The organism is Flavobacterium subsaxonicum WB 4.1-42 = DSM 21790 (assembly GCF_000422725.1).
In the GTDB taxonomy this organism is placed as follows: Bacteria; Bacteroidota; Bacteroidia; order Flavobacteriales; family Flavobacteriaceae; genus Flavobacterium; species Flavobacterium subsaxonicum.
Genome location: NZ_KE383909.1, coordinates 24,984 through 50,450, shown reverse-complemented (window position 1 = coordinate 50,450; position 25,467 = coordinate 24,984). Strand labels below are relative to the sequence as shown.

Annotated in this window: 29 protein-coding genes; 23 read left to right on the top strand and 6 right to left on the bottom strand. The window is 40.3% G+C overall.

All coding sequences use genetic code 11. The features are described from left to right. Positions 1–106: 106 nt before the first annotated feature. Both G509_RS0110775 and G509_RS0110770 read left to right on the top strand, forming a co-directional pair. Positions 107–775 carry a hypothetical protein gene (locus G509_RS0110775; protein ID WP_026991552.1) on the top strand — a complete coding sequence of 223 codons (669 nt, stop codon included), beginning with the start codon at positions 107–109 and terminating at the stop codon, positions 773–775. Between the two features lie 89 nt (positions 776–864). Then, a complete protein-coding gene (locus G509_RS0110770) occupies positions 865–1,896 on the top strand; it encodes a TlpA family protein disulfide reductase (RefSeq protein WP_026991551.1) in 1,032 nt (343 codons plus the stop codon). Positions 1,897–1,903: 7 nt separating this feature from the next. On the opposite strand, the gene ytxJ is transcribed toward G509_RS0110770, so the two are convergent. Then, positions 1,904–2,296 (bottom strand): bacillithiol system redox-active protein YtxJ, encoded by a 393-nt coding sequence (gene ytxJ / locus G509_RS0110765; RefSeq protein WP_026991550.1) that lies wholly within the window; start codon positions 2,294–2,296, stop codon positions 1,904–1,906. Positions 2,297–2,424: 128 nt separating this feature from the next. Between ytxJ and clpB the strand changes: the two genes are divergently transcribed. After that, the gene (gene clpB / locus G509_RS0110760; RefSeq protein ID WP_026991549.1) at positions 2,425–5,031 is read left to right on the top strand and encodes an ATP-dependent chaperone ClpB; all 2,607 of its coding nucleotides are present in this window, start codon (positions 2,425–2,427) and stop codon (positions 5,029–5,031) included. Positions 5,032–5,158: 127 nt separating this feature from the next. Here clpB and G509_RS0110755 read toward each other — a convergent pair whose 3' ends face one another. After that, positions 5,159–5,401: a hypothetical protein gene (locus G509_RS0110755; RefSeq protein WP_131450752.1), complete on the bottom strand. Its 243-nt coding sequence runs from the start codon at positions 5,399–5,401 to the stop codon at positions 5,159–5,161. 278 nt (positions 5,402–5,679) lie between these two features. Here G509_RS0110755 and G509_RS0110750 point away from each other — a divergent pair, with 278 nt between their 5' ends. The 6 genes from G509_RS0110750 to G509_RS0110720 all read left to right on the top strand — a co-directional run bounded on the left by G509_RS0110750 (position 5,680) and on the right by G509_RS0110720 (position 11,119). Beyond that, positions 5,680–5,880, top strand: coding sequence for a hypothetical protein (locus tag G509_RS0110750; protein WP_026991547.1), 201 nt, complete (start codon positions 5,680–5,682; stop codon positions 5,878–5,880). Positions 5,881–6,049: 169 nt separating this feature from the next. Next, entirely contained in the window at positions 6,050–6,481 is a 432-nt protein-coding gene (locus tag G509_RS0110745; RefSeq protein WP_035739056.1) for an SRPBCC family protein, read from the top strand. Between the two features lie 10 nt (positions 6,482–6,491). Next, positions 6,492–7,340, top strand: coding sequence for an aldose 1-epimerase family protein (locus G509_RS0110740; protein ID WP_026991545.1), 849 nt, complete (start codon positions 6,492–6,494; stop codon positions 7,338–7,340). 65 nt (positions 7,341–7,405) lie between these two features. Then, on the top strand, positions 7,406–7,822 hold the full coding sequence (locus G509_RS0110735) for a hypothetical protein (RefSeq protein ID WP_026991544.1): 417 nt from the start codon (positions 7,406–7,408) through the stop codon (positions 7,820–7,822). 625 nt (positions 7,823–8,447) lie between these two features. Further along, the gene (locus tag G509_RS0110725; RefSeq protein ID WP_026991542.1) at positions 8,448–9,602 is read left to right on the top strand and encodes an ABC transporter ATP-binding protein; all 1,155 of its coding nucleotides are present in this window, start codon (positions 8,448–8,450) and stop codon (positions 9,600–9,602) included. A gap of 14 nt (positions 9,603–9,616) precedes the next feature. Beyond that, a complete protein-coding gene (locus G509_RS0110720; RefSeq protein WP_026991541.1) occupies positions 9,617–11,119 on the top strand; it encodes a hypothetical protein in 1,503 nt (500 codons plus the stop codon). Here the strand turns inward: G509_RS0110720 and G509_RS0110715 are convergent. Continuing rightward, positions 11,116–11,346 carry a VF530 family protein gene (locus G509_RS0110715; RefSeq protein WP_026991540.1) on the bottom strand — a complete coding sequence of 77 codons (231 nt, stop codon included), beginning with the start codon at positions 11,344–11,346 and terminating at the stop codon, positions 11,116–11,118. The two genes, G509_RS0110720 and G509_RS0110715, sit on opposite strands and share 4 nt — an antisense overlap. A gap of 60 nt (positions 11,347–11,406) precedes the next feature. On the opposite strand from G509_RS0110715, the gene G509_RS0110710 reads away from it, so the two are divergent. Further along, positions 11,407–11,889: a phosphoglycerate mutase family protein gene (locus G509_RS0110710; RefSeq protein WP_026991539.1), complete on the top strand. Its 483-nt coding sequence runs from the start codon at positions 11,407–11,409 to the stop codon at positions 11,887–11,889. Positions 11,890–11,944: 55 nt separating this feature from the next. Then, positions 11,945–12,400 carry an SsrA-binding protein SmpB gene (gene smpB / locus G509_RS0110705; protein ID WP_026991538.1) on the top strand — a complete coding sequence of 152 codons (456 nt, stop codon included), beginning with the start codon at positions 11,945–11,947 and terminating at the stop codon, positions 12,398–12,400. Positions 12,401–12,457: 57 nt separating this feature from the next. Here smpB and G509_RS0110700 read toward each other — a convergent pair whose 3' ends face one another. After that, the gene (locus tag G509_RS0110700; protein WP_026991537.1) at positions 12,458–13,105 is read right to left on the bottom strand and encodes a protein-L-isoaspartate(D-aspartate) O-methyltransferase; all 648 of its coding nucleotides are present in this window, start codon (positions 13,103–13,105) and stop codon (positions 12,458–12,460) included. A gap of 164 nt (positions 13,106–13,269) precedes the next feature. Between G509_RS0110700 and G509_RS0110695 the strand changes: the two genes are divergently transcribed. The 12 genes from G509_RS0110695 (at position 13,270) to G509_RS0110640 (ending at position 22,888) form a co-directional block, all read left to right on the top strand. Continuing rightward, positions 13,270–14,235, top strand: a complete 966-nt coding sequence (locus G509_RS0110695; protein WP_026991536.1) for a Gfo/Idh/MocA family protein — start codon at positions 13,270–13,272, stop codon at positions 14,233–14,235. Between the two features lie 5 nt (positions 14,236–14,240). After that, the gene (locus G509_RS23340) at positions 14,241–14,390 is read left to right on the top strand and encodes a DUF1016 N-terminal domain-containing protein (protein ID WP_242604887.1); all 150 of its coding nucleotides are present in this window, start codon (positions 14,241–14,243) and stop codon (positions 14,388–14,390) included. Then, positions 14,380–14,856: a hypothetical protein gene (locus G509_RS0110685; RefSeq protein ID WP_026991535.1), complete on the top strand. Its 477-nt coding sequence runs from the start codon at positions 14,380–14,382 to the stop codon at positions 14,854–14,856. Before G509_RS23340 ends, G509_RS0110685 begins: the two co-directional genes overlap by 11 nt. Before the next feature lie 22 nt (positions 14,857–14,878). Further along, positions 14,879–15,364 (top strand): hypothetical protein, encoded by a 486-nt coding sequence (locus tag G509_RS21860; protein WP_035738877.1) that lies wholly within the window; start codon positions 14,879–14,881, stop codon positions 15,362–15,364. Continuing rightward, on the top strand, positions 15,361–16,245 hold the full coding sequence (locus G509_RS0110675) for a 3-hydroxyacyl-CoA dehydrogenase family protein (RefSeq protein ID WP_026991533.1): 885 nt from the start codon (positions 15,361–15,363) through the stop codon (positions 16,243–16,245). Before G509_RS21860 ends, G509_RS0110675 begins: the two co-directional genes overlap by 4 nt. Positions 16,246–16,495: 250 nt before the next feature. After that, positions 16,496–17,710: a DUF1015 domain-containing protein gene (locus tag G509_RS0110670; RefSeq protein WP_026991532.1), complete on the top strand. Its 1,215-nt coding sequence runs from the start codon at positions 16,496–16,498 to the stop codon at positions 17,708–17,710. A gap of 70 nt (positions 17,711–17,780) precedes the next feature. Then, entirely contained in the window at positions 17,781–18,302 is a 522-nt protein-coding gene (locus tag G509_RS0110665; RefSeq protein WP_026991531.1) for a hypothetical protein, read from the top strand. After that, the gene (locus G509_RS0110660; RefSeq protein WP_026991530.1) at positions 18,286–18,948 is read left to right on the top strand and encodes a YggS family pyridoxal phosphate-dependent enzyme; all 663 of its coding nucleotides are present in this window, start codon (positions 18,286–18,288) and stop codon (positions 18,946–18,948) included. The genes G509_RS0110665 and G509_RS0110660 overlap by 17 nt, the downstream gene beginning before the upstream one ends. A 61-nt stretch (positions 18,949–19,009) precedes the next feature. Continuing rightward, positions 19,010–20,374, top strand: coding sequence for an exonuclease domain-containing protein (locus G509_RS0110655; RefSeq protein ID WP_026991529.1), 1,365 nt, complete (start codon positions 19,010–19,012; stop codon positions 20,372–20,374). A 22-nt stretch (positions 20,375–20,396) separates the two neighbouring features. After that, positions 20,397–21,236 (top strand): ion transporter, encoded by an 840-nt coding sequence (locus tag G509_RS0110650; RefSeq protein ID WP_051200122.1) that lies wholly within the window; start codon positions 20,397–20,399, stop codon positions 21,234–21,236. Next, positions 21,237–22,148: a tRNA (adenosine(37)-N6)-dimethylallyltransferase MiaA gene (gene miaA, locus G509_RS0110645; RefSeq protein WP_026991527.1), complete on the top strand. Its 912-nt coding sequence runs from the start codon at positions 21,237–21,239 to the stop codon at positions 22,146–22,148. Continuing rightward, positions 22,148–22,888 (top strand): acyl-[acyl-carrier-protein] thioesterase, encoded by a 741-nt coding sequence (locus tag G509_RS0110640; RefSeq protein WP_026991526.1) that lies wholly within the window; start codon positions 22,148–22,150, stop codon positions 22,886–22,888. The genes miaA and G509_RS0110640 overlap by 1 nt, the downstream gene beginning before the upstream one ends. A gap of 269 nt (positions 22,889–23,157) precedes the next feature. Here G509_RS0110640 and G509_RS0110635 read toward each other — a convergent pair whose 3' ends face one another. Beyond that, positions 23,158–23,880, bottom strand: coding sequence for a response regulator transcription factor (locus tag G509_RS0110635; RefSeq protein WP_026991525.1), 723 nt, complete (start codon positions 23,878–23,880; stop codon positions 23,158–23,160). Between the two features lie 4 nt (positions 23,881–23,884). After that, a complete protein-coding gene (locus G509_RS0110630; protein WP_026991524.1) occupies positions 23,885–25,408 on the bottom strand; it encodes a sensor histidine kinase in 1,524 nt (507 codons plus the stop codon). Between the last annotated feature and the right edge of the window lie 59 nt (positions 25,409–25,467).

Sequence of the window (25,467 nt, the reverse complement as noted above, 5' to 3'; positions counted from 1 at the left end):
CATTAAATTACTGAAATAAAGACGCTTATAAAATTGTTAACAAAATAACAATGCCTGCTTAAAACAGGGCAAAAACAAGTAAGTTTGCAGCCCCTAAAAAAAGTTTATGAGCCCGCAGCGATCTATAGGAATTGATCCTTACGATTTACATGATTTCTTTATTGGTGTAGAAAAATCTTTTGGTGTAAAATTACAGCCTCAGGATTTGCCTATAGGCCTTACCATTAAGCAGTTTTGTGAGTGTGTGGCACGTAAAATTCCCGCGCCGCAGGAAGAGAATTGCACCACCCAGCAAGCCTTTTACAAGTTGCGCGATGCCATTGCCGCTATACTTGCTGTAGATGCTGCTACCATTACACCGGGCACGCAATTAGAACAACTTTTTACTACACAAAACAGGCGCAGGCACATTAAGCAACTGGATCAAAAATTGGGCATGCAGCTCAATTTGCTACAGCCACCGGGCTGGCTGTTGGCTGTATTGTTTTTAGCCCTTGTAATATCGTTAGTTGGGGTGTTCTTTAAATTCAGGTTTGCCTATCCGTTAATTTTATCCTACATAGGGCTATGGGCTTCTAAAAAAACGGCGCGTTATTTCGACCGGGACACCGTTGGACAGGTTGCCGAAAAAATGACACGCCAGCACTACCTGCAATCAAGGCGCAAAGCAACGGTAAATACTAAAGAAATTGAGAAGGTAATTGCGTTGCTGCTTATTACCGACCTGGGCCTGAATGAGGACGAGATAAGGCCGGAAAATATTCTGGTAGATTAAGCCCTCTGCATCATACTTATAAGATAGGATTACATACTTTTATATTTACAGCAGCGTTGTATTTATAACCACCTAACTATCTTGTTTTTATGAACAAAATTACACTCTTGCTTTTAGCTATAGTCTTATTTTCCTGCAAGAAAGAAAATACTGATCCTGTAGATAAAAATAAAACAGTTATTACCATAAATTATACCGCTGATGTTAAGCCGGACAGCATTGTTGTAACCGAAAAGGAGTGCATACACTGGCACAGTTTTAAAGCCACAGAAAAGGTAGTGGCTACCTTCAGTAAAAAAGTGCCGCACATTTACCTAATTGCCTTTTATGCCAACGGAAAACATTATTCGAACGAGTTTTGGCTGGATAACGGCAACCCGAAAGTAAAGCTACACCTTGCTAATAAAGAAGTTGTAATAGACACTGTATACAATGCACCTGTTTATTATGAGTTTGCCTCTTTTTTTAAGCAACTTGATGCATTTGATAAATGCAAGGATAGCCTGAAGCGGGATAAATACCTGTTAGATAAAATAGACGCCCATTTTGATGACTGCTTTTCTAACGTAGTATCAGCTAATTATATGATTTACCATCAAAATAATATTGACAAATTGAAGATTTTAGAGCATAAGATTAAAAACCAGAACGACAGTATAAAATACGGTTATATGTCAGACTATGGGTCGTTGCAAAATTGGCTTACCCCAAAGAAATTTAAACTTTCCGATTACAATCTTATGGATACTAAGGGGATGGCTAAAAAACCGGATAACAGCAGCAGTAAATTATACCTTATCGATTTTTGGTTCGTGAACTGCCCACAGTGTGTTGCCGATCATAAAATTATAAACCAAAGGCTTAACAATTTTAAAAGTCATAATATCGAAGTTGTTGGTATATCCAGAGATGAATCGTACGATAAATGGAGTAACTACTTAAAAAAGCATAACTACAATTGGAAAAATTACAAACAAATATATCCTGAAAAAAATATCCCCACAGAAAATTTAGGGATAACCGCGTATCCTACTTACCTTATAATAAATGATAAAGGCCACATATTAAAACGCTATAGCACTTTAAAAGATGTAGTTGCAGATTATCTGGATAACAAGTAATTAACTGCTACACTTTCCCCTTAACATGAGCGGCATCAATATCGCTGTGCGATGTGGTGTACACCGCTTCGCCATTTTTGATAAGGATAATTTGCGGCGATTGGTGTACTACACCAAAGCGGGAGGCAATTTCGTTAGAAACATCCCTATGCTCTATCAGGTCAAGAAAATATGGCTTTGCAGTATCGGTATCAATAGCATATTCCCTTTCAAAATTCTTTAAAGCCATACGGCTAACAGAGCAGCGCGTGCTGTGTTTAAAGATAATAACGGGTGTTTCCGCCGACTCTGTAGCAATAGTATCCAACTGTTTTAAATCTGTTAAATCATTCCACACTATCGCTTTAGATGCAGTATCTTTACTATCAGAACTACCAAATATATTGTTGAAAAGGCTCATATTGACATACTTTAAGACAATTTGTCGGTTCTAATTGAGTTATTTCAATCAAAATCGGTCATTTTGTCGGATTTTACTTATTGGAATATAAATTGACTATTACTCTTCAAAATTAAACAATTTAAGATATGAACTTTGCCAATTTTACTATAAAATCTCAGGAAGCCATACAAAGGGCACAGCAGATAGCCCAGGGCTTAGGCCAACAGCAAATAGAAAACGAGCATATTGTAAAAGCTATACTGGAGGTCGACGAAAATGTTACCCCTTTTCTACTCAAAAAACTTAACGTAAACCTGCAGCTTTTTGGGCAGATATTAGACAGCATCATACAAAGCTTCCCTAAAGTGCAGGGTGGCGAAATGGGTATATCGCGCGATGCAAGCACATCGCTTACAGAGGCATCTAATATTGCCCGAAAAATGAACGACGAATTTGTAAGCATAGAGCATTTACTGCTTGCCATTTTTGCCTCTAAAAGCAAGGTAGCCCAGATTTTAAAAGACCAGGGCGTTACCGAAAAAGGCCTTCGCGCCGCTATAGACGAGATGCGTAAGGGCGAAAGGGTAACATCGGCCAGTGCCGAAGAAACCTATAACTCGCTTAACAAATACGCCAAAAACCTTAACAAGCTGGCTAACGACGGCAAGCTGGACCCGGTTATTGGCCGCGACGAAGAAATTAGGCGCGTGTTGCAAATACTTAGCCGCCGTACCAAAAACAACCCTATGCTTGTGGGCGAGCCCGGAGTTGGTAAAACCGCTATTGCCGAGGGTTTGGCACACCGCATTATTCAGGGAGATGTGCCGGAGAACCTAAAAAATAAAGTAGTATACTCGTTAGATATGGGCGCCCTTATTGCGGGTGCCAAGTATAAAGGTGAGTTTGAAGAGCGATTAAAATCGGTTGTAAAAGAGGTTACCTCTGCGGAAGGCGACATTGTGCTCTTTATAGACGAGATACACACCCTTGTGGGGGCCGGTGGTGGCGATGGCGCTATGGATGCCGCCAACATTTTAAAACCTGCGCTTGCTCGTGGAGAGCTGCGTGCTATAGGCGCCACTACTTTAGATGAGTACCAAAAATATTTCGAGAAAGATAAAGCCTTAGAGCGTCGTTTCCAAAAAGTTATGGTAGACGAGCCCGATACCGAAAGCGCAATATCAATACTTCGTGGTATTAAAGAAAAATACGAGACCCACCACCAAGTGCGTATTAAAGACGATGCTATTATAGCTGCGGTAGAGCTGTCGCAACGCTATATTACCAACCGTTTTCTTCCGGACAAAGCTATCGACCTTATGGATGAGGCCGCTTCTAAAATAAGGATGGAGATAAACTCTAAGCCCGAAGAGCTGGATGTTTTAGACAGAAGGATTATGCAGCTTGAAATTGAGATTGAAGCCATTAAACGCGAGAACGATGAGAGCAAACTAAAATCGTTAGGTATGGAGCTTGCCAACCAAAAAGAAGAGCGTAACGAGATCTATGCCCGCTGGAAAAGCGAGAAAGATGTGGTTGATGGCATTCAGGCTATTAAGACAGAAATTGAGAACTATAAGATTGATGCCGAGCGTGCTGAGCGCGATGGCGATTATGGTAAAGTAGCTGAATTACGCTACGGCAAAATTAAGCAGGCACAGGAAAAACTTGATGCCATGCAGGGCCAGCTTCATGAAAATCAAAATGGCAAAAGCCTTATTAAAGAAGAGGTTACGCGCGACGATATTGCCGAAGTGGTTGCAAAATGGACCGGTATACCGGTTACCAAAATGCTACAGGGCGAACGCGAAAAACTACTAAGGCTGGAAGACGAACTGCACAAACGTGTTGTGGGTCAGGAAGAAGCCATTGAGGCCGTTAGCGATGCCGTGCGCCGCAGCCGTGCCGGATTGCAGGACCAAAAGAAACCTATTGGGTCGTTCCTGTTTCTTGGTACAACAGGTGTGGGTAAAACCGAACTTGCGAAAGCCCTCGCTTCCTACCTGTTTGACGATGAAAATGCCATGACCCGTATAGATATGAGCGAATACCAGGAACGCCACAGCGTGAGTCGCCTTGTGGGTGCGCCTCCGGGATACGTGGGTTATGATGAGGGTGGCCAGCTTACCGAAGCCGTACGTAGAAAACCATACAGTGTGGTGCTGTTAGACGAAATTGAGAAAGCGCACCCTGACACCTTCAACATCTTGCTGCAAGTGCTTGACGAAGGCCGCCTTACCGACAACAAAGGCCGTGTTGCCGACTTTAAGAACACCATTATAATAATGACCAGTAACATGGGCAGCAGTATTATACAGGAAAAATTCGAAAACCTTAAGGGCAATATAGAAGCGGCTATTGAGGCTGCCAAAGTAGAAGTTTTAGGATTGCTTAAGCAAACGGTTCGCCCTGAGTTTATTAACCGTATTGATGATATTGTAATGTTTACGCCGCTTAGCGCAGATAATATTAGAGAGATTGTTGGGTTACAGGTAAAATCGGTCACCAGGCTGTTGGCACAGCAAAACATTACGCTGGATGCCACGCCCGAAGCTATTGATTACCTGGCTAAAAAAGGCTACGACCCTGATTTTGGTGCACGCCCTGTAAAACGTGTTATCCAGAAAGAGGTTATGAACGAGCTTTCTAAACAGATACTAAGCGGTAAAGTTACCACAGATAGTATTATACTGCTGGATAGTTTTGATGGCAATCTTGTTTTCCGCAACCAGACTGACCTGGTAAGCAACTGAATAACAGCTGCCGTATAAATAACTAATGCCTCGCGATTGCGGGGCATTTTTGTTTCACATCTTAGCATAAAACAAAAACACCCACGCCGGTAGCGTGGGTGTTTTCTAAAAAAGCGTAGCCGTGTGTTTAACGGGCGCTTCTATATTGATAGTACTGGCGTATCGTCATTACATCTTTATCGGCATGTTTTTTTCTATAGGCAAGTATTGCAAACAATCCGGCTATACCCAGGCAGCATGGCAATACAATAAACAATGTGTTTATAAGGTAGTTACTAAAGCTTGTATGATTAAATGTAAAATCGTTTGTAAGCATGTAGCCCGAAAACAAAACTGCAAATACTGCAACCAGAATGTAAAGTAATTTCATAACATTAAATCTTATAGGGTTAGACATTTAGCTTATTTCCCGACTCAAATTTCAGCAATAAAACCCTTATGTTTTAGAACTTTATGACTAAATAACTTTTGGTTAAGATAACTTTTGTAGTCCTTTATTTATGATGGTATTTTAAAGTCAGTAAACACAGGCATTTCGCCAAAAGTATGATTACATTTTATCGTTGATGTTAATGTTTTTACAAACACGCACCATAAACATTAAATAAATCAGAAATTTGTAATCAACTACACTTAAAACAAAACATTATGAATTTAAAGAGAATTTTTGGCGCCATACTTACCATTTTGGGTATCATTGGCCTTATTTACGCAGCTTACATATTTGCTAATACCTCTACTCAGGAGCAAAGCGTTAAGACAACCGCCATTTATGGTATAATAGGACTGATATTTTTTATAGCCGGCATTGGGCTTGTAAAAAACACAAGAGACGACTCAAGGATATAACAATCTCTTTTACAGCAACTAACAAGACACTATTATTCAAATCGCCTAATTATTTTAGGCGATTTTTTTGCGCTATAAAATTATGCCACCTTTTAAAGTATCGTTAAATGGTTGGTTTAGGAGGCGTGTATTTAGTACTTTTAAAATCACACCTTTAAAATTACGTATTATGAGAAAATCACTTATTGTAAAAAACAGCATCAGGATAGAAGCCTCGCCATCAAGGGTTTGGGAAATACTTACCAAGCCGGAATACATCCGCCAATGGGGATTTTTACCCGAAGACTTTGGCGACTATGATATTAGTCCTGCCACGATTATAGAATACCCGGATAGGAGGCTTAATGTAGTTGATTATGAGCTTAATAAAACATTACGCTACTCGCTTTATATGCCAACCTGGGAAGAAAATGTAACCTCTGTAGGCTATACGTACAGCCTGTCTACCGATGCCGAGGGCCATACCTGGCTAAACGTTGAGATAGGCGATTTTGCCATCTTGGTAGAGGGCGATACATATTACGGAGAAAGCAGTATATTTGGCGAAACGGCATCGCACAAAATAAAAGCACTGGCCGAAAAAAGACAAATATCACTTTAATATTTCACTTTTGGACATCAAGATTACTAATGGAACGCTTACCGCAACCATAAACCCCCAGGGGGCCGAACTTAATTCTTTAAAAGATACAAATAACGAATACATCTGGGAGGGCAACGCCAAGTTTTGGGGCAAGCATTCGCCTATACTTTTCCCCATTGTGGGCACCCTCAAAAACAACTCATATTTATACAATGGCCAGGTGCATGCACTAACCCGTCATGGGTTTGCACGCGATAATGCCTTTTCCGTAAAAACCCAGGCAGACGATAGCGTAGCCTTTACACTATCGGATAGCAGCGATACCCTAAAAGTATATCCTTTTAAGTTCGAACTGGAGCTTACCTACACGCTAAAGGATAAAACCCTTTATCTCGACTATACCGTTACCAACAAAGGTGAAGCTGCCATGCCCTTCTCGTTAGGGGCGCACCCCGCTTTTGCCCTGCCGGAAAATTTTAGCAACTATAGCCTTGAATTTGAAAAGGCCGAACCACTTGTTAGCACCCAGCTTAAAAACGACCTGCTTAGCGATAAAACCGTAACACTGCCTGCCGAAGGCGGCGTGCTGCCGTTATCATACGAATTGTTCGAGAACGATGCGCTTATTTTTAAGCAACTCGAATCGAAGTCGGTTACCATCAACAAAAATAATCAGGGGTATATAAAAGTTTCTTTTGCCGATTTTCCGCACCTGGGCATCTGGACAAAACAAGATGCTCCGTTTTTATGCATTGAGCCGTGGCAGGGGTTTTCTGACCCTGAAAGTACCTTTGGCAACCTTATTGAAAAACAGGGCATTGTACTTCTGGAAGCAGGAAAACAGTACAAAGCAGGATTTTCGGTACAAATTATCTAACTTTTTTTTGATGGTAACGCAACCTTTCGTTTAAATTTTCATCTATAGCAAAACACACATAGAATATGAAAACTTTAAAATTTAAATTTATAGCAGTATTTGCTACCGTAATGGTACTGACTGCTTGTAGTTTGAGTGATGACAGCGCTTCTGCAACCTGCTTTAGCCAGTATTACGTTGCTACCAACAATGTAATTGGTGCCGATAGCACAAAAGTAGGCGTGCCGGTAACGCTTGATGTAGTATTTAAAACTACCTCAAGCTGCGAAGCTTTTAGCCAGTTTATTGAAGAAGCAGAAGTTTCTGATAATAAAATTATAAATATTGGCGCTTTAGTAAATAAAACCGGCTGCGAATGTACCACTACAAACACTACCTTAAATAAGCCTTACTCGTTTATAACTAACTTTCCGGGCACTTACACACTGCGTTTTATAACCGCTACAGAGCCTATAGTTAAAACTATTGTGGTATCGCCATAATAGCGTTTAAAAAAACATACATTAATTAGAATCTTCTCCCACAAGGGGAAGATTTTTTTGTTGTTTATTTGCCGCGGTAAAACTATAGGGTAAATACACCATTATGTATAGTAAACCGCTATAATAAATAAATAATTATGCTAACGTTATATTATACAATTTGGATAGACTGTATAGTTAAAATAAGAAATTTCGACGATTATGCTTGGAAACTAAAATCGATGATGATAATGTCGTTTACTATGGCAATTGCTTATATGGTATTTATAACGATACTCGAAAATATTATAGGCTCAAGCTTTTATGAGTTAAATTTAAAAAATTACATTGCAAAGCCATGGTGCGACTTATTTGAGTCTCTGCTTCTTTTTTTTATACCCTTTGTTGTAATTAACTATTTTCTGATTTTTTATAAAAATAGATATGAGATATTAATTGAAAGATACAAATACAATAACGGCAAATATGTAATAACTTTCTTTCTGTGTTGTATGGCGCTACCTCTTTTATGTTTTTTATTAATCATTATAAGAAACCTGTTGTAGCAATCCTCTTCCACAAGAGGAAGATTTTTTTGTTGTTTATTGGCGGCGGTTAAGTATATTTGATACCTACACCACCACCAATGAACGAATTTGAAAGACAGTTTACAGAAGTGCGCGACCTACTGCGCTTTGATGATTACCCGCTTGTTGTAAAGCGAATTATAGATTTTACATTAGATACTGCCGATATAGCTTTTTACCAAAAGGCCAATACACTGCTGGACTGGCTGGACAGCAATGTAAACCACCCCGATACCAAACAAAAGCTCGACGCCCTGCTCGATGAACTTTACGCCACCCTGATTAATAAACCCCTTAGCGAACGATATAAAATACTGGAGGCCACCGAGGTTAAAAAATCATACTCGGCGGCGGCATTTGCGCTGGGGCCGGTAAATTTAGAATTGTTTGAAGGCGACATTGTAGGCCTTGTGGGCGAAAACGGTAACGGCAAAACTACCCTGTTGCGCCTTTTGTGTGGTGAGTTGTATGCTACAGCCGGGCAGGTTATTTATAACTTTACGTATAAAGACCTGTACGACCTGCGTACCAAACTGGTATATATACCGCAGCGCACAGACACATGGCGCGGATCGATGTACGAAAATTTGGTTTTTACCGCAGCAAGCTATGGCTACAGCCCCGAAGAGAACAATTTAATTGTAGAGCTTATTATTGCAAGGCTGGGTTTACGCAAATTCAGGAAACACAGTTGGAAAAATTTATCGTCGGGTTATAAAATGCGTTTCGAGCTGGCGCGTATGCTGCTCAGGAAACCCAAAGTACTGCTTATAGATGAGCCACTGGCCAACCTGGATATACTGGCACAACAAACAGTGCTCGAAGATTTTAGGGCCATTGCAAAGTCACCGTTCAGGCCGATGGGCATTATATTAAGCTCACAGCAATTGTATGAGGTAGAAAAAACATCAGACCAGGTTATCTTTCTTAAAAATGGCGTGCAAAAAAACCTTTACGATGCCCATTCTGAAGATACACAGCACGAAAAACAACTGGTTATAGAGTTTGAAAGCGAATGGACACAAAACACATTAAACGACGTGCTACAGGAGCTTAACCTGGTGTCGTTACAATTTAATGGCGGTACGTATATAGCCACGTTCACTTCGGCCACTACAGTAACCCACTTTTTAAAACTGGTGATAGACCAACAGGTGCCGCTTGGCTACTTCCGAAATATTTCTAACTCTACAAGACGCTTTTTTGTATCCTAAACCGCCACATCATCATGTTTAAAAATATTCAAAATTACCTATTGCTACGCCACCCCCTTTTATGGAATATAAAGTTGGTGCCCATGCTGGCGGTTACCATACTATTCAACATTATTTTCCTGATTATTGGCTACTTAAACGGCGCTATAAACTTTACCGACCCAAGAGAATCATATTATGATGATACCCCTTTGGTAGTTATCTTTTTTTCGGTATTTATTGCATTACTGGTGTTTACTGTTTGGCTCGTTTTTTATTTCAGGAACAATGCATACAAATCATTCTATCCTCAAAGTGCCAATGTACTGTATAAAGAATGGTGCCTGATAACACTTATATGCCTGCTTAACTGCTCGTATAGTGCGTCTTTTTTATTTGCTAAAGATTTTAGGATAAGGAGTTATTTTACCGAAGCAGAATTTTCTCGCCGCGTCGATATCCTGAGCATGGCATCAATATTTATTGAGGCAGAATATAGAGATGACGGCTATGATGAAGCCCCTAACCATCTACAAAGACGAAACGACGCCGTTATTTTTGATGGCAAAGCCTATGTGTTAACATCTTTACTAAATAAAACCATAGAAAGTTATAGTTATCAGGGCTTTGTAAAAGATACTGTGTTGGAGCACCGGGTTAAAAGCTGGCTTACAGAAAACAGGAAAGATTCGGTATTATGGGTTATGAAAGAATTTGATAAAATTGCTAAGAGCCATAATTTAAAAAGTAACATTTCTCCTGAAAAATGGCTAAGCCTGGTATACGATTATCCTGCATTTAATAGCCCTATAGTTATTGCAGGGGTAGAAAAGGTTGTATATGGTAATTATAATGGCCAATATACTACAACAGAGGTAGTGGCTGATTCTAATGTTAACGCTAAAGAAAGCGATACTTTATCGTACCAATTAAAAATTGAAAATGACACTAAAACGCTGTACTCTAAATATTATGTACCATTTAAGGCGCTTAACCGTTCGTACAGCACCATATCTCAGGCATGGGCAAACCCGGATTTCGATAAACAAGTTGGCATTATTTACCTGTACTTTGGTATAATGACGTCGCTTGCTGTATTTTCTTACAGGGTAACATCGGGCAGAAACTGGCTCATTGCGCTTGTAGCTTCGGGAATAATAGGCATAATATCAACAATTGCCGGCATAGCTGCCTCGTCTTACAATTTTTCTTTGTGTTTATGGCTTACTATTTTTATAATTGTGTTGGTATATTATATTTACATCTGCAACAGTAAAGAAAACAAAGGCTATTCAGATGTTATACTAAACAATCTTTTATGGATGATGCCGTGGTTTTTACCACTTCTATATGCAATTTTACTAACCATGATAGATACCAGGTATACCGCTAATAATAGTGATTACGACAATAGCCTTGAAAAATTACTGAGAGATAATTACGGACATTTAATTTATGTCAACCTTTTATTTATATTTATCTACATGTACTTTTTAACCCGCTCTATAAAAAAATGGAAAGGCATTGCCGAGGGTTAACCCTTTAATTTGGGCAATGTCCTTATATAAAGTTCTTCTACCTTTTTGCGGGCCCAGTCGGTTTTGCGCAAAAAGGTAAGGCTCGATTTAATACTTGGGTTATCTTTAAAACATTTAATGTTTACAAATTCGGCCATGGTATCAAATCCGTAATAACCCTCAAGGTCTTCGAGTATTTTTTTAAGGGTAATGCCGTGCATCGGGTCTTTAGAGGCTGGTTGTTCCATACCGCAAAAGTATAAAATAAAGCAGCACTATGTGCATTAGCTGTAGCAATCGATAGTATTATGAAACAAATTTACCTCATATTCAGCCTTTTTTTAATTACAAGCCTTTACAGCCAGGAGGCTACCACCACCATTTACCTGATTAGGCATGCCGAAAAAGCCGACAACAGTAAAGACCCGGAACTCTCGGCCGCCGGTACCACCCGTGCCCAAAAATGGGCAAAGTACTTTAAAGCCAAGCCTATAGACTACTTTTTTGTAACGCAGTACCAAATAACGGCACTTACCGCCTGGCCAATTGCCGAAGCGCAGGATAAACACCTTTTTGAAACATACGACCCTACCCTGCCACTCATGGGCTTAGCCAACAAATACAGGGGCAAAACCCTGCTTATTACAGGCCACAGCAATACCATACCGGCGGCCATTAACGAGTTGCTGGGCAGCGAGGTTTATACAGATATACCAGAAACCGAGTTTGGCAACCTGTACATTATTACCATTACCGGCGCTAAAATTAGCCATACGCGTATAAAACCGTAACACTTTCTTAATGCTGTTGCTGCATTAAACATTTGTGCTTACCTTTGCAATCCTTATGCAAAAAACTGTTAACATATTAAATAAGCGCGCCCGGTTTGATTACGAGATATTAGACCGTTATACGGCGGGTATTGTATTGGCCGGATCTGAGATTAAATCCATCAGGTTGGGCAAGGCTTCTATTGCCGAAAGTTTTTGCGAATTTCATGAGCACGAACTGTTTGCTATAAACACCAGCATAGAAGAGTATGCCTACAGCCGCAGCTTTACCCACCTGCCTAAAAGCGAGCGCAAGCTATTACTGAATAAAAAAGAGCTTAAAAGCCTTTTAAAAAGTGTGCAGAACCAAGGGTTAACCATTATTCCGCTTAGGCTGTTTACCAACGAAAAAGGTATGGCAAAACTGGAAATTGGCTTGTGCCGCGGTAAGAAAAATTACGACAAACGCGAAACCATGAAAGAGCGAGACACCAAACGCGACCTGGACAGGATTAAGAAAGAATTCAAATAAAAAAAGCCCTCGCAGAGGGCTTTTTGTTTATACGGCACTTCCGCAACAGCAGAATAATTAATTTTTATTTTCCAGCAATGGCACAAACCTAAATTCGCCCAGCTCATGTTTTTCAAACTGGGTTTCACTCTTTCTAATAAGCAGTGTCATTATCTGGGGTTGGTTTTCGCCGCCCACAGGTATTACCAGCCTGCCCCCTATTTTTAGCTGCGCCATAAGCGGCTTTGGTATAAGCGGTGCACCTGCGGTTACAATCACGCTGTCAAACGGGCCGTAGTTGGGCAGGCCTTTGTAGCCATCGCCAAAAGAAAGGTGCTTGGGCCTTATGCCCAGTTTAGGCAACAGTAACGATGTTGTTTTAAACAACTCGTTTTGCCTTTCTACACTATACACTTTGGCGCCCATCATGTACAGCACGGCGGTCTGGTAACCAGATCCGGTACCAATTTCGAGCACTTTATGGTCTTTTTCTACCTGCAGCAGCTGGCTCTGGAAAGCCACCGTATACGGCTGCGATATGGTTTGCCCGGCACCAATAGGGAAAGCCTTGTCCTGGTAGGCATAATCTTCAAAGCTGGAATTAAGAAAAAGGTGCCTCGGAATTTTTTTGATAGCTTCCAGCACATTTTTGTCGGTAATGCCTTTTTGCTGCAGTACGCTTACCAATTGATTACGAAGTCCCTGATGTTTGGCGGTGTCTTTCAAAACGGAGATATTGTTGAATGGTAAAAATAGTGAAGAAATTGTTAATTTTCCAAACCTTAAAATAACTTTAGTAACAAAAATAAACGCAACGTCAACTGTGTTTTGAATGCTATTTTTTGGATATTGATTGTAAATAATCTTATTTTTGATAAAAATATATTCTTATGCTAAAAGTTGGCGTTTTGGGCGCAGGCCATCTGGGAAAGATACACCTGCGTTTGCTAAACCAGTCCCAAAAATACGAGCTTGTTGGTTTTTACGACCCTAACAGCGAAAATGCAGATAAAGTTGCACACGAATTTGGATACCAAAAATTTGATACAATAAGCAGTCTTATAGCCGCTGTAGATGTGGTAGATATTGTTACCCCTACCCTTTCGCATTACGATTGCGCCATAGAGGTTATAAACGCCGGCAAACACCTGTTTATAGAAAAGCCCATTGCCAACACCCTTGCAGAGGCCGAAGAAATTATGCTGCTTGCCAAACAGCAAAATGTTAAGGGCCAGGTGGGCCATGTAGAGCGTTTTAACCCCGCTTTTACAGCCACCAAAAACAAGATCGAAAACCCTATGTTTATAGAAACGCACCGCCTGGCTGAATTTAACCCGCGCGGAACGGATGTACCTGTGGTTTTGGATCTTATGATTCATGATATTGATGTGATTTTGAGCGTGGTAAAATCTAAGGTGCAAAATATTTATGCCAGTGGGGTATCTGTAATTAGCGATACGCCCGATATAGCCAACGCCCGTATTGAGTTTGAAAATGGTTGTGTGGCAAACCTTACCGCCAGCCGCATCTCGATGAAAAATATGCGTAAATCGCGCTTTTTCCAGAAGGATGCTTACATTTCTGTCGACTTTTTAGACAAGGTATGCGAGGTGGTTAAAATGAAGGATGCGCCTGAAGTTCCCGGCGATTTTGATATGATACTTCAAAACGCTGAGGGCATCAAAAAACAAATCTATTTTGATAACCCCGATGTAGAGGCTAACAATGCTATTTTAGACGAGCTTGAAACCTTTGCCGATGCTATAAATAATGATACTACCCCGGTTGTTACATTAGAGGATGGCACCGAAGCACTACGTGTAGCCCACCGAATTATTGAGTGTTTTAAAAGCTAATATAAATGCTGCAGGCCAATTTACTTATAGATGTTAAGCAACTTATAGCTAAGGCTAAAGAAGGTGCTATACGTTCGGTAGACCATCATCGTACCGTAATGTACTGGCATATTGGCGAGCGCATTTTTATATCTCTTGCCAAAAATGACATCTAAATTTAGATATACTGCCTACATGTCTTTAGCCTTTTTTGTGCTTATTATAAGTTCGGGGCTGTGGCATGCATCCATATTTAAAAGCTTTTTTACCACTATTATTGGGGGTAAAATTATCTACGTGATTTTGGGCATTGCAGTAGTATCATCATTTACTACCGTTAGGACAAAGCTTATTAAAGCCTCTTTTAATGATGATACCCTTACCGTGCGCCACTTTTTTGGCTTTGGTAAAAGGCAGCTATTTTATTTAAACGATATTACCGGATATTTTACATCGCGCGCGCCGGGGCGGTACATGCATCATAATTACATTTATATAATGGTAGGCACCCGTAAAGTGGCTAAAATTTCCAGCCAGTACCATTCTAATTTCGAAGAATTACGAATTCACATTCAACGCCACCTGCATTACCTTGGCACAGTGGAGACTAATGTAATTACAGAACTTATAGACTTAAGCTAATCTTATTCGCCTGCAAAAAATAATGATTCAATCTAAATTTAAATTTGAAGCCTATCTATTTCTGCCGTTTGCAGTAGTATTGAGCGCTCTTACCATCTTTTCGATAATAAACTGGAAAGATCATCACCGCTTAGTTGAATCCTTGCTTATATTTTTTATGACTTTTGCCAGCATATGTGGTGTTGTAAAACCCCAAAAAATCTGCATTAAAAACCAGCAGATTATTATAAGAGGCACATTAGGTTTGGGGATAAAAAAAGTATATAATATAAAGAAAATATCTGGCTATTACACAGGTGTTTACACAAATAAAGGAAAAATCAGCAACTTTGCTTACATCGCAATAAAAGACAAAAAAATAGCCACTTTATCATATAGTTCCCATAAAAATTATAAAGAGCTTATGGCCTTTATAGAGGGTAACTTAACTAATTTAGGCCCTGTAGAAATAACGTTTATATCAGAATTAAAATCTACAATCAATCCAAAATACAAACTAAAATCATGAAAAACATAGCAGTAATAGGCGCCGGAACTATGGGTAACGGCATAGCACACACCTTTGCACAAAGCGGGTTTAGCGTTAAGCTTATTGATGTGTCAGAAAAATCGTTAGACAAAGGCATGGCTACCATTGCCGCCAACCTGGAGCGCATGGTTGCCAAAGGCACCATTACTAACGAAGACCGTATTAAAACCATTAACAACATTATTACTTATACCGATATTCAGGATGGTGTGGTAAATGTAGACCTGGTTGTTGAGGCCGCTACCGAGAATGTCGACCTTAAACTTAAAATTTTTAAAGACCTGGATGCCTTTTGCGACGAAAACACCATACTGGCAACCAATACATCGTCCATTTCTATTACCCAAATTGCCGCGGTAACCAACAGGCAGGATAAGGTTATTGGCATGCACTTTATGAACCCCGTGCCTATTATGAAACTGGTAGAAATTATCCGTGGCTACAACACTACCGATGAAGTTACCAAGTCGATAATGGACCTGTCTGAAAAACTGGGTAAAGTACCGGTAGAGGTTAACGACTATCCTGGGTTTGTGGCTAACCGCATCCTTATGCCCATGATTAACGAGGCGATAGAAACCCTTTACAACGGTGTGGCCGGCGTGTACGAAATAGATACGGTAATGAAGTTAGGCATGGCACACCCAATGGGTCCGCTGCAGTTGGCCGACTTTATTGGCCTTGATGTTTGCCTGTCGATACTACACGTAATGCACGATGGTTTTAAAAACCCTAAATATGCCCCATGCCCATTATTGGTAAACATGGTAAGGGCCGGTAAGCTTGGTGTAAAATCGGGCGAAGGTTTTTACGATTATTCTGAGAGTAAGAAAGCAGAGAAAGTAGCTTATAAGAAATAGTGTTCAGTCGCAGTCGCAGTATTCAGCCTGCCTGCCGATAGGTTGGTCGCAATAAGCAGGCAGTTTGTCATTCCGACCGAAGCGCAGTGTAGTTGAGGAATCTTAAATACAGCGTTCAGTCGCAGTAAGCAGGCAGTTTGTCATTCCGACGCAGGAGGTATCCCACATAATAATAGTGAGATCCATCGACTCCGCTACGCTCAGGATGACAAACACTAAACCCCAAACCATTAACCCTAAACCCTAAAAATTGGCAAAAATAGTCCCTTTTAAAGCAGTTCGCCCGGCGCGCGATAAAGTTAGCCTGGTAACATCTCGCTCTTACGATGAGTACAGCCCTGCCGAACTGGCTTCGCAACTGGACTATAACCCATTTTCGTTCCTACACATACTAAAACCGGCTTACATTAACCAGCAAAAGGCTTCGGCCGAAACAAGGTTTAAGTCGGTCCACACAAAATACCAGGAGTTTAAAGACGAGCAGGTGCTAAAGCAGGAGGCCGGCGCGGTGTTTTACCTGTACGAAATTCAGAGTAAAAATAGGGTCTTTACCGGTATTATTGCGGGCACATCGATAGAAGATTACCAAAACAACGTTATAAAAAAACACGAAGATACCCTGCCCTACCGTGTAGAATATTTTAAAGATTACCTGCACCAAACGGGCTTTAACACAGAGCCGGTGCTTATAACCTACCCCGAAAAACCCGAACTGCAGCAATGGATAGCCACGCGCAAGCAAAAGCGTCCGCTGTACTTATTTTCGTCGCTTAACCGCGATAAGCACACGCTGTGGCGCATACGCGATGCAGCCGAGATACAATGGCTGCAACAGCAGTTTGAAGGCATAGACAGCCTGTATATTGCCGATGGGCACCATAGGTCGGCATCGTCAGAGCTGTTGTACGAGCAGGATAAGGCTTCCGGTAACGGCAACCTCAACTATTTTATGAGCTTTTTAATTGCAGAGAGTGATTTAAAGATATACGAATACAACCGCATTATTCACGACCTTAACGGCCTTAGTAAAGAGCAGTTTTTAAAGGCGCTTTCTAAAGATTTTACTGTGGTTAATAAGCATTTAGAACTTTGGAAACCCGAAGAAAAATTTAACTTTGGCATGTACCTGGGCGGCGAATTTTATGCCTTACAGTTAAAGAATACCGGGTTTAAGTCTGTTTTAGAAGCGTTGGATGCGCAAATATTATACGAAAAAGTACTGCACCCGCTGTTAGGCATCAGCGATTTACGTAACGATGAGCGTATAGAATACATACCCGGCAACAAACCCATTACCCTTATTAAAGAAATGGTAGATAATGGCGACTATCAGGTTGGTTTTATGCTTTACCCCGCCAGTATTACCGAGATTAAACAACTGGCCAACAACAACCTTATTATGCCGCCAAAAAGTACGTATATTGAGCCAAAGTTCAGGAGCGGACTGGTGGTTTATGAGTTGTAATTTATATATTGAAAGATTAAAAATTGAAAGATTAGGAACTGACGTTTGGTCAATTTGATTAACCAAGAATATGAAAAAACTGTTCTTATTGTTTTTTTTGATACCTGCGCTCAGTTGTGCACAGGACAAAATATTTTCGGTAGTACAGATCGATTCAATTGCCAACAAAAATGGCAACAGCCTACATGATTCTTACTCAAACATCAAGGTAGAAAAGAAGAGGTTTCTTTGGGGTAAAAAAACTATTGCCACAGGTTCTGGCAAAAACTCACTTTATGAGTACGATGATCGTACTAAAAGAAAAACAATAGTTGTTAAAGCAACCTACCTCGAAAAAATAAATTACTTCGACAATCATTCAAAACAAATTTTGATTGAATTTTATTACAACCTTCATATGCTCTTTTTTGTTAGAGTAACAAATAGCACAGTCGATAAGAAGGCGAATAAATTAGATACTGTTTACGAAATTGATCCGGAAAAAGAAATTTCAAAAGACATAACTAAAGCCTTTGAATTCGATATTAAACAATTGATCTTCAGTAAAAATGAAGATTATCAAAAATATTTTAATTATGTCAATACAAAATAATTTATCCAATATAAAAGCCACATTACCGCCACATGTTACCCTTGTAGCGGTTAGCAAAACCTGGCCCGTACCCGATTTAATGGAGGCCTACAACGCCGGGCAGCGCATTTTTGGCGAGAACAAAATTCAGGAAATGGCCGATAAGTACGAGCAGATGCCCAAAGATATTGAGTGGCACATGATAGGCCACGTGCAAACCAATAAGGTTAAATATATGGCACCGTTTGTTAGCCTTGTACATGGTGTAGACAGCCTTAAACTACTGGCCGAAATAAACAAACAGGCCAAAAAAAACGGCAGGGTTATTGACTGTTTATTACAAATGCACATTGCCGAAGAGGACACTAAATTTGGCCTGGACGAAGCAGAACTGAATGAGCTGTTGGCATCTGCCGAGTTTAAACAGATGGAAAACATTAAAGTTACCGGCCTTATGGGCATGGCTACTTTTACCGATGATGAAGCCCAGATTAAAAAGGAATTCAGTAATTTACAGTCGGTTTTCAAATCGCTTGCAGGCAAGCCAACAACCAACAACCTGCAACCAACAACTTTAAGCATGGGCATGAGTGGTGATTATCAGTTAGCTATAGCCTGCGGCAGTACTATGGTGCGCATAGGCAGCAGTATTTTTGGAAATCGATAAAAAAAGTGGTTTTGATTTACGAACTTTGTATCTTTAGGGATTAAAATTTAAAAAAAGATTTTTGTACGCAATACTTGACATAGAAACGACGGGAGGACAATTTAATGAAGAGGGAATAACCGAGATTGCCATTTACAAATATGACGGCCATGAGGTTACCGACCAGTTTATAAGCCTTGTAAATCCCGAAAAACCAATACAGCCCTTTGTGGTAAAGCTAACCGGTATTAATAATGCCATGCTTCGCAGCGCCCCTAAATTTCATGAGGTAGCCAAGCGCATTATAGAAATTACCGATGGCTGCATTATTGTGGCCCACAACGCACAGTTTGACTACCGCGTGCTTAAAACCGAATTCAAGAACCTGGGTTACGATTTCGAAAAGCAAACCCTTTGCACCGTAGAATTATCTCAAAAATTGCTGCCGGAACAAAAATCGCACAGCCTGGGCAAACTGGTTCGCGCCCTGGGCATACCCATGAGCGACAGGCACCGCGCCACCGGAGATGCACTGGCTACCGTTCAGCTATTTAAACTATTATTAGAAAAAGACGTTGAAAAAGAAATAGTTAAAGGCCTGATTAAAAGCGAAACCAAAAAAGGTATTTCTCCAAAATTATTAGACTTGCTTGAGAGTGTACCTTCAGTAACCGGCATTTATTACATCTATAAAGAAAACGGCGACCTTATTTATCTCGGCCGCAGCCGCAACATAAAAAAACGTGTTAACCAGCATTTTACGGGTACGTCTCGAAAATCAAAACGCATACAGCGCGAAGCTTTTACCGTTACGTACGAAGAAACGGGCAGCGAGCTTATTGCCCTGCTTAAAGAATGCCACGAGCTTAAGGTTAATAAGCCGGTGTACAACCGCATGCTTAAAATAGACAACGCCCCATGGTCTATGTATACAGAGAAAGACCCTCACGGCTACATTATACTTAAACTTCAAAAAACCGATGGCCGCAAAAAAGAAATTATTTCTTTTCCGGGCATTGTAGAGGCGCGCAGTGCGCTTTATAAAATTGTAGACAAATACAGGCTGTGCCAAAAAATTAACGGCATGGACGAGTCTGATAAACAGGCCTGTTTCCCGCTGGAGCTGGAAAGCTGCAACGGTGCCTGCATTGGCAAAGAGTTGCCGGAAGAGTACAACCTTCGTGTTAAAGAGTTTATTGATGCCAACAGTTTTTACAACCAAAGCATGGTACTTATAGACCGTGGCCGCGCTATAGACGAGCGTAGTGCCGTACTTATAGAAAACGGCGTATATAAAGGCTACGCTTTCTTTAACCTTAACTATCAGGTTAATAACTTAGAGATACTTAAAAATATTATTGTGCCTATGGACAATAATAAGGACACCAAAAAAATCATTCAGGACTTTATCCGAAAAAAGAAAGCCTTAAAAATAGTACGTTTATAAGGTATTTAGTATTTTTGGTATAATGCAGCAACCCAAAATTTTAAAGACCGGCTTTTTACCCGAGGAAACCCGGCAAAAGCTCCATACCGTAATTTACGAAGCCGATACGCGCGCGGGCAAATTGTTCGACATTATCCTGCTGTGCGTTATCCTTATCAGCATTGTGGCGGTAATGCTGGAGAGTGTTGCATCCATCAAAATTGTATACGGTCACGAACTGGCGGTTATAGAATGGGTAATTACCATTTTATTTACGCTGGAATATATAGCCCGTGTTGTTTCCGTTCGAGAGCCGCTCAGGTATATTTTCAGCTTTTATGGCTTTGTAGATCTGCTTGCTACCCTACCCAAATACGTAGGCCTGCTGTTTCCCGGCTCCGGATTTTTAATTGCCGTACGTGCCGTAAGGTTACTGCGTGTTTTCAGGATCTTAAAGCTTACCCATTTTGTGGGGGCATCCAACCAGTTGCTGGCCGCCCTGCGCAAAAGCCAGGTTAAAATAGCGGTATTTTTATTCAGCGTAATAGTGCTGTGCATTATTATGGGCACACTAATGTACATGATAGAAGGCCCCGAAAGCGGCTTTACAAGCATACCAACCAGCATTTACTGGACTATTGTTACCCTAACCACCGTGGGCTTTGGCGATATTACGCCCATAACCCCGTTAGGGCAGCTTATGTCTATGGTTATCATGATTATGGGTTACGGCATTATTGCTGTACCTACCGGCCTTGTAACCGCACAATTCATGGCCGAAACACCACACTTAAACACCCAGGCATGCCCCAATTGCGGCGCTAACCAGCACCGAGACGATGCTAAGTTTTGCTACAATTGCGGCGCCGGCCTTACCAAATAAATGGATACCCAGCACAAATACCTTATTACTGTTATTGGCCCCACGGCCATTGGCAAAACTGCCATAGCTATAGAAATTGCAAAGCACTTTAATTGCGAGATTATATCGGCCGATAGCAGGCAGTTTTTTAAAGAAATGACTATTGGTACTGCCGTACCGTCTGCAGACGAACTGGCGGCAGCTAAACACCATTTCATTCAGAATATAAGCATCTTTGAAGAGTATACCGTAGGCGATTTTGAGCGAGATGCTATTGCTAAGCTCGACCAGCTTTTTGCAACCAATAACTTTGCAGTTTTGGTGGGTGGCTCCGGCCTGTATATTGATGCTGTTTTAAAAGGCTTTGATGATTTTCCGGAGGTAGAACCCGCTGTAAGACAACAACTTATTGCCGATTTTGAGGAAAAGGGAATCGAATACCTTCAGCATAAACTCGAAGAACTCGACCCTGTGCATTATAACAATGTAGCTAAGGAAAATCCACAGCGGTTAATGCGTGCCCTTGAGGTTTGCATTGGCAGTGGCAAGCCGTATTCTTCATTTCTAAATATTAAAAAAAACAGCCGCAACTTTACTCCTATTGTTATTGGCCTTGAGGCCGAAAGGCAAACCATGTACAACCGTATTAACCAACGTGTTGATATTATGGTTAATAACGGACTGATAGATGAGGCTCGCGAATTATATCCGCATAAAAAGCTTAATGCACTGCAAACGGTTGGCTACCGCGAATTATTTAGTTTTTTTGATGGCGAGTTTACGCAGGATTTTGCCCTCGAAGAAATTAAAAAGAATACCCGCCGCTTTGCCAAACGCCAGATAACGTGGTTTAAGCGTACCGAAGGCGCACGCTGGTTTGATTTTAAAACCGCGCCCGCCACTATTATTAATTACATACAAGACTCTTTATAATGCCTATATCTCCAGACTTTACATCGGTTTACTCGCACCAGTGGGAAATTAATTTTGTGCAATGCACCCCTAACGGTTTGCTTCGCCATACCGAGCTGTGCAACCTGTTGCAGCTTACTGCCGGTTACCATGCCGAATTGGGAGGCCTTAGTTTTACCGATATGCAGGAGCACGACCAGGCTTGGGTTTTAAGCCGTATGCGGGTTGAGATAGACCAGTTACCCAAATGGCGCGATACCGTTACCGTAAAGACATGGATTTACGATTTACAAGGGTCACGATCTATACGAGCGTTGGAAATGTACGTGGGCGATAAAAAAATTGTAGGATCGGTTACCTACTGGGCGGTGTTTAATACCAAGCTTAGAAAAGCAGAAGCCCTTGCCCTGCCCCATGAGCATTTTGAAAAATACCCGGAGAGGGAGTCTACAGCAGAATCTTTTAAAAAAGTAAACCTTACTCGCGAAGCTACACTGCACAGCGAGCGTAAAGTGGTATTATCTGACCTTGATATTGTTAACCACGCCAATAACGTAAAATACCTGGAATGGTGCCTGGATGGCATAGACCACAAACCTATTTTAAGGCAACAGCTGCAAAGTTTTGATATGAATTTTATGCGCGAGCTTAAATTGGGCGATGCCGTACAACTCTATCATGGTGTTGATGATAAGCAGACCTTCTTTAGCATCAATAAAGAAGATAAAGCATGTTTTGCTTTAGAGCTTAACTGGAAATAAACAGTGTTCAGTGTTCAGCCCCAGTATACAGTAAGAACGCGGATGACACGGATGCAAGCAAACGCAGATTTACACAGATTTAAAAATCAGCGTAAATCCGCTAAATCAGCGTCATCCGCGTTCCTTTTTAAGACTGCGTTCCATCATAAACCGTTTTCCGTAAAATATTAAACAAAAAAAATTCCTCCTGTCGCCTGAATGAAAAGCCCGCACGGTTTATCATTCTGTAACGATAGGAAGAATAATTTATATAGAACAGTTACTGTTTACTATTTCTCTTCGGCTACTTTATTTTTTATTACCAACCTAAAACCTTCTCCGTGAATGTTTAGTATCTCTACATCTTCATCGCTTTTTAGGTACTTTCTAAGTTTGGCAATATAAACGTCCATACTTCTGGAAGTAAAGTAGTTATCATCTCTCCAAATTTTTGTTAGCGCAAGCTCCCTTGGCATAAGGTCGTTTTCATGCAGGGCAAGCATTTTAAGCAGTTCGTTCTCTTTTGGAGACAGCTTAATAGGCTCATCGTTATCAAACGTAAGGAAACGTAATTTAGAGTTAAGGTGAAATTTACCAATCTGGAACTCAAATTTAGAGTTATCCGTTTTAGTTTCAGATGCTTTTCTCTGAATAATAGCTTTAATTTTCATTAATAAAACTTCTGAATCAAAAGGCTTATTAAGGTAATCATCTGCTCCTACTTTGTAACCTTTAAGCACATCTTCTTTCATAGATTTTGCTGTAAGGAAAATAATAGGCACTTCTTTATTTTTTTCTCTTATCTCTCTGGCTAATGTATAACCATCCTTATAAGGCATCATAACGTCTAATATGCAAAGGTCGTAGTTGTCTTTTTTAAACTTCTCGAAACCTTCCATTCCGTTCTTGGCTAATGTAACATCAAAATCATTAATTAACAGATAGTCTTTTAGCACCGCCCCAAAGTTCGGGTCGTCTTCAACCAAAAGTATCTTTTTGTTTGCTTCTTCCATATTTTTAATTTATTAGTGGCATTTTTATTATAAAGGTACTACCTCTTCCTTTTTCGCTTTCTACGTATATATGACAGTTGTGATCTTCTACAATTCGTTTTACATAAGCCAATCCAAGACCGTGCCCTTTTACGTTATGTATATCGCCGGTGTGCTCTCTGTAAAACTTCTCAAAAATCCTTTTCTGGGTAATCTTGTTCATACCCAAGCCTTTATCGCTTATTTTAATCAGTATAAAATCTTTAACATTCTCTGTGTATATATCTATAACGGGTTCATCAGGAGAATATTTGATGGCGTTATCTAAAATATTAACAAGAACATTCGTAAAATGCACATCGTTTAACAAAGCCGTTGTGCGCTGTGCATCAAAATGGCGTGTAAGGCTGCCGTGCCTGGCCTCAATAATTAAATGAACGTGCTCTATGGCCCCCTCTATAACATCATGAACATCGGCCTGTTCTTTAGTAATTTCCAGCTCTTTTTTATCGAGTTTGGATATTTGCAGCACGTTTTCTACCTGTGCATGCATTCTTTTATTCTCTTCGCGAATCATTTGCAGGTACCGCTGTACCTTTTCTTTATCATCAAATATCTTTGGGTTTTTAATCGCATCCAGCGCCAGGTTAATGGTAGCTATAGGCGTTTTAAACTCATGGGTCATGTTATTAATAAAGTCGGTTTTAATTTCCGATATATTTTTTTGCTTAATCAATTGGTTAATAGCACTTAAGTAAGCAATAATTATAATAAGCGTAAATATTAGCGACAGCGATGTTATACCTAAGATAGACGAGAACAAAAATGTTTTCTTTTCAGGAAAACTAACCAGCAGCCTGTAATTAGAGCCCCCGTTATTATCGTCAAAAACCTTATGCTCATGAAAGTTAGACGGGTCGTACTTTAAATTAGCCGACCGTATCTTGGTTTGCATGCCATCGTTATAAATGCCAAATTCAAACGGTGTTTTAACGCCACTTTGCACCAGCTCAGACGATAGCATTTCCTGAAGCTTTTCTTTAGATATCCAGTTTTCCAGGTAATTGTATTCCCTGTAATCTTTAATAAAGCCTTCTATGGTAAAACGCATCCTTCTTTCGGCATCTTCCTCACCTGCTTTTGCTTTGGCATCGGGCCTTTTATTTTTTGATGATTTTTTTTCTACAACATCATCAAATTTATCTTTATCAAAGAACACATCGTCATCATACTCCCGTGTAACCTGGTCTGAGTAAATAACTATATCATTATTTTTATTGACAGCCTTATCGTACAGGGGTAATAAATCGGTACGCGATGGTGCCCTGCCGGTACTGTCTTTAAACCTGCTGTAAATTTTGTAAAACTCTTCGCCTTCTTTTTTCTCAAGCCTTTTTGTTACCTGGCCCAATACTTGCTGAATGTGGAACTTAAATTGTTCTTCGTTATTTTTTAGCGATGAGTTTACCCAATATAGCTGTACGAGTATTATTCCTATCAACGATAGGCTCATAAAAAATACCAGTAAGCGGAATCTAGTTTTGTTCATCACTACAAAATTAACATTTTAACATTTACAGCTTCAAAATATTAACCAAAGATTAACAA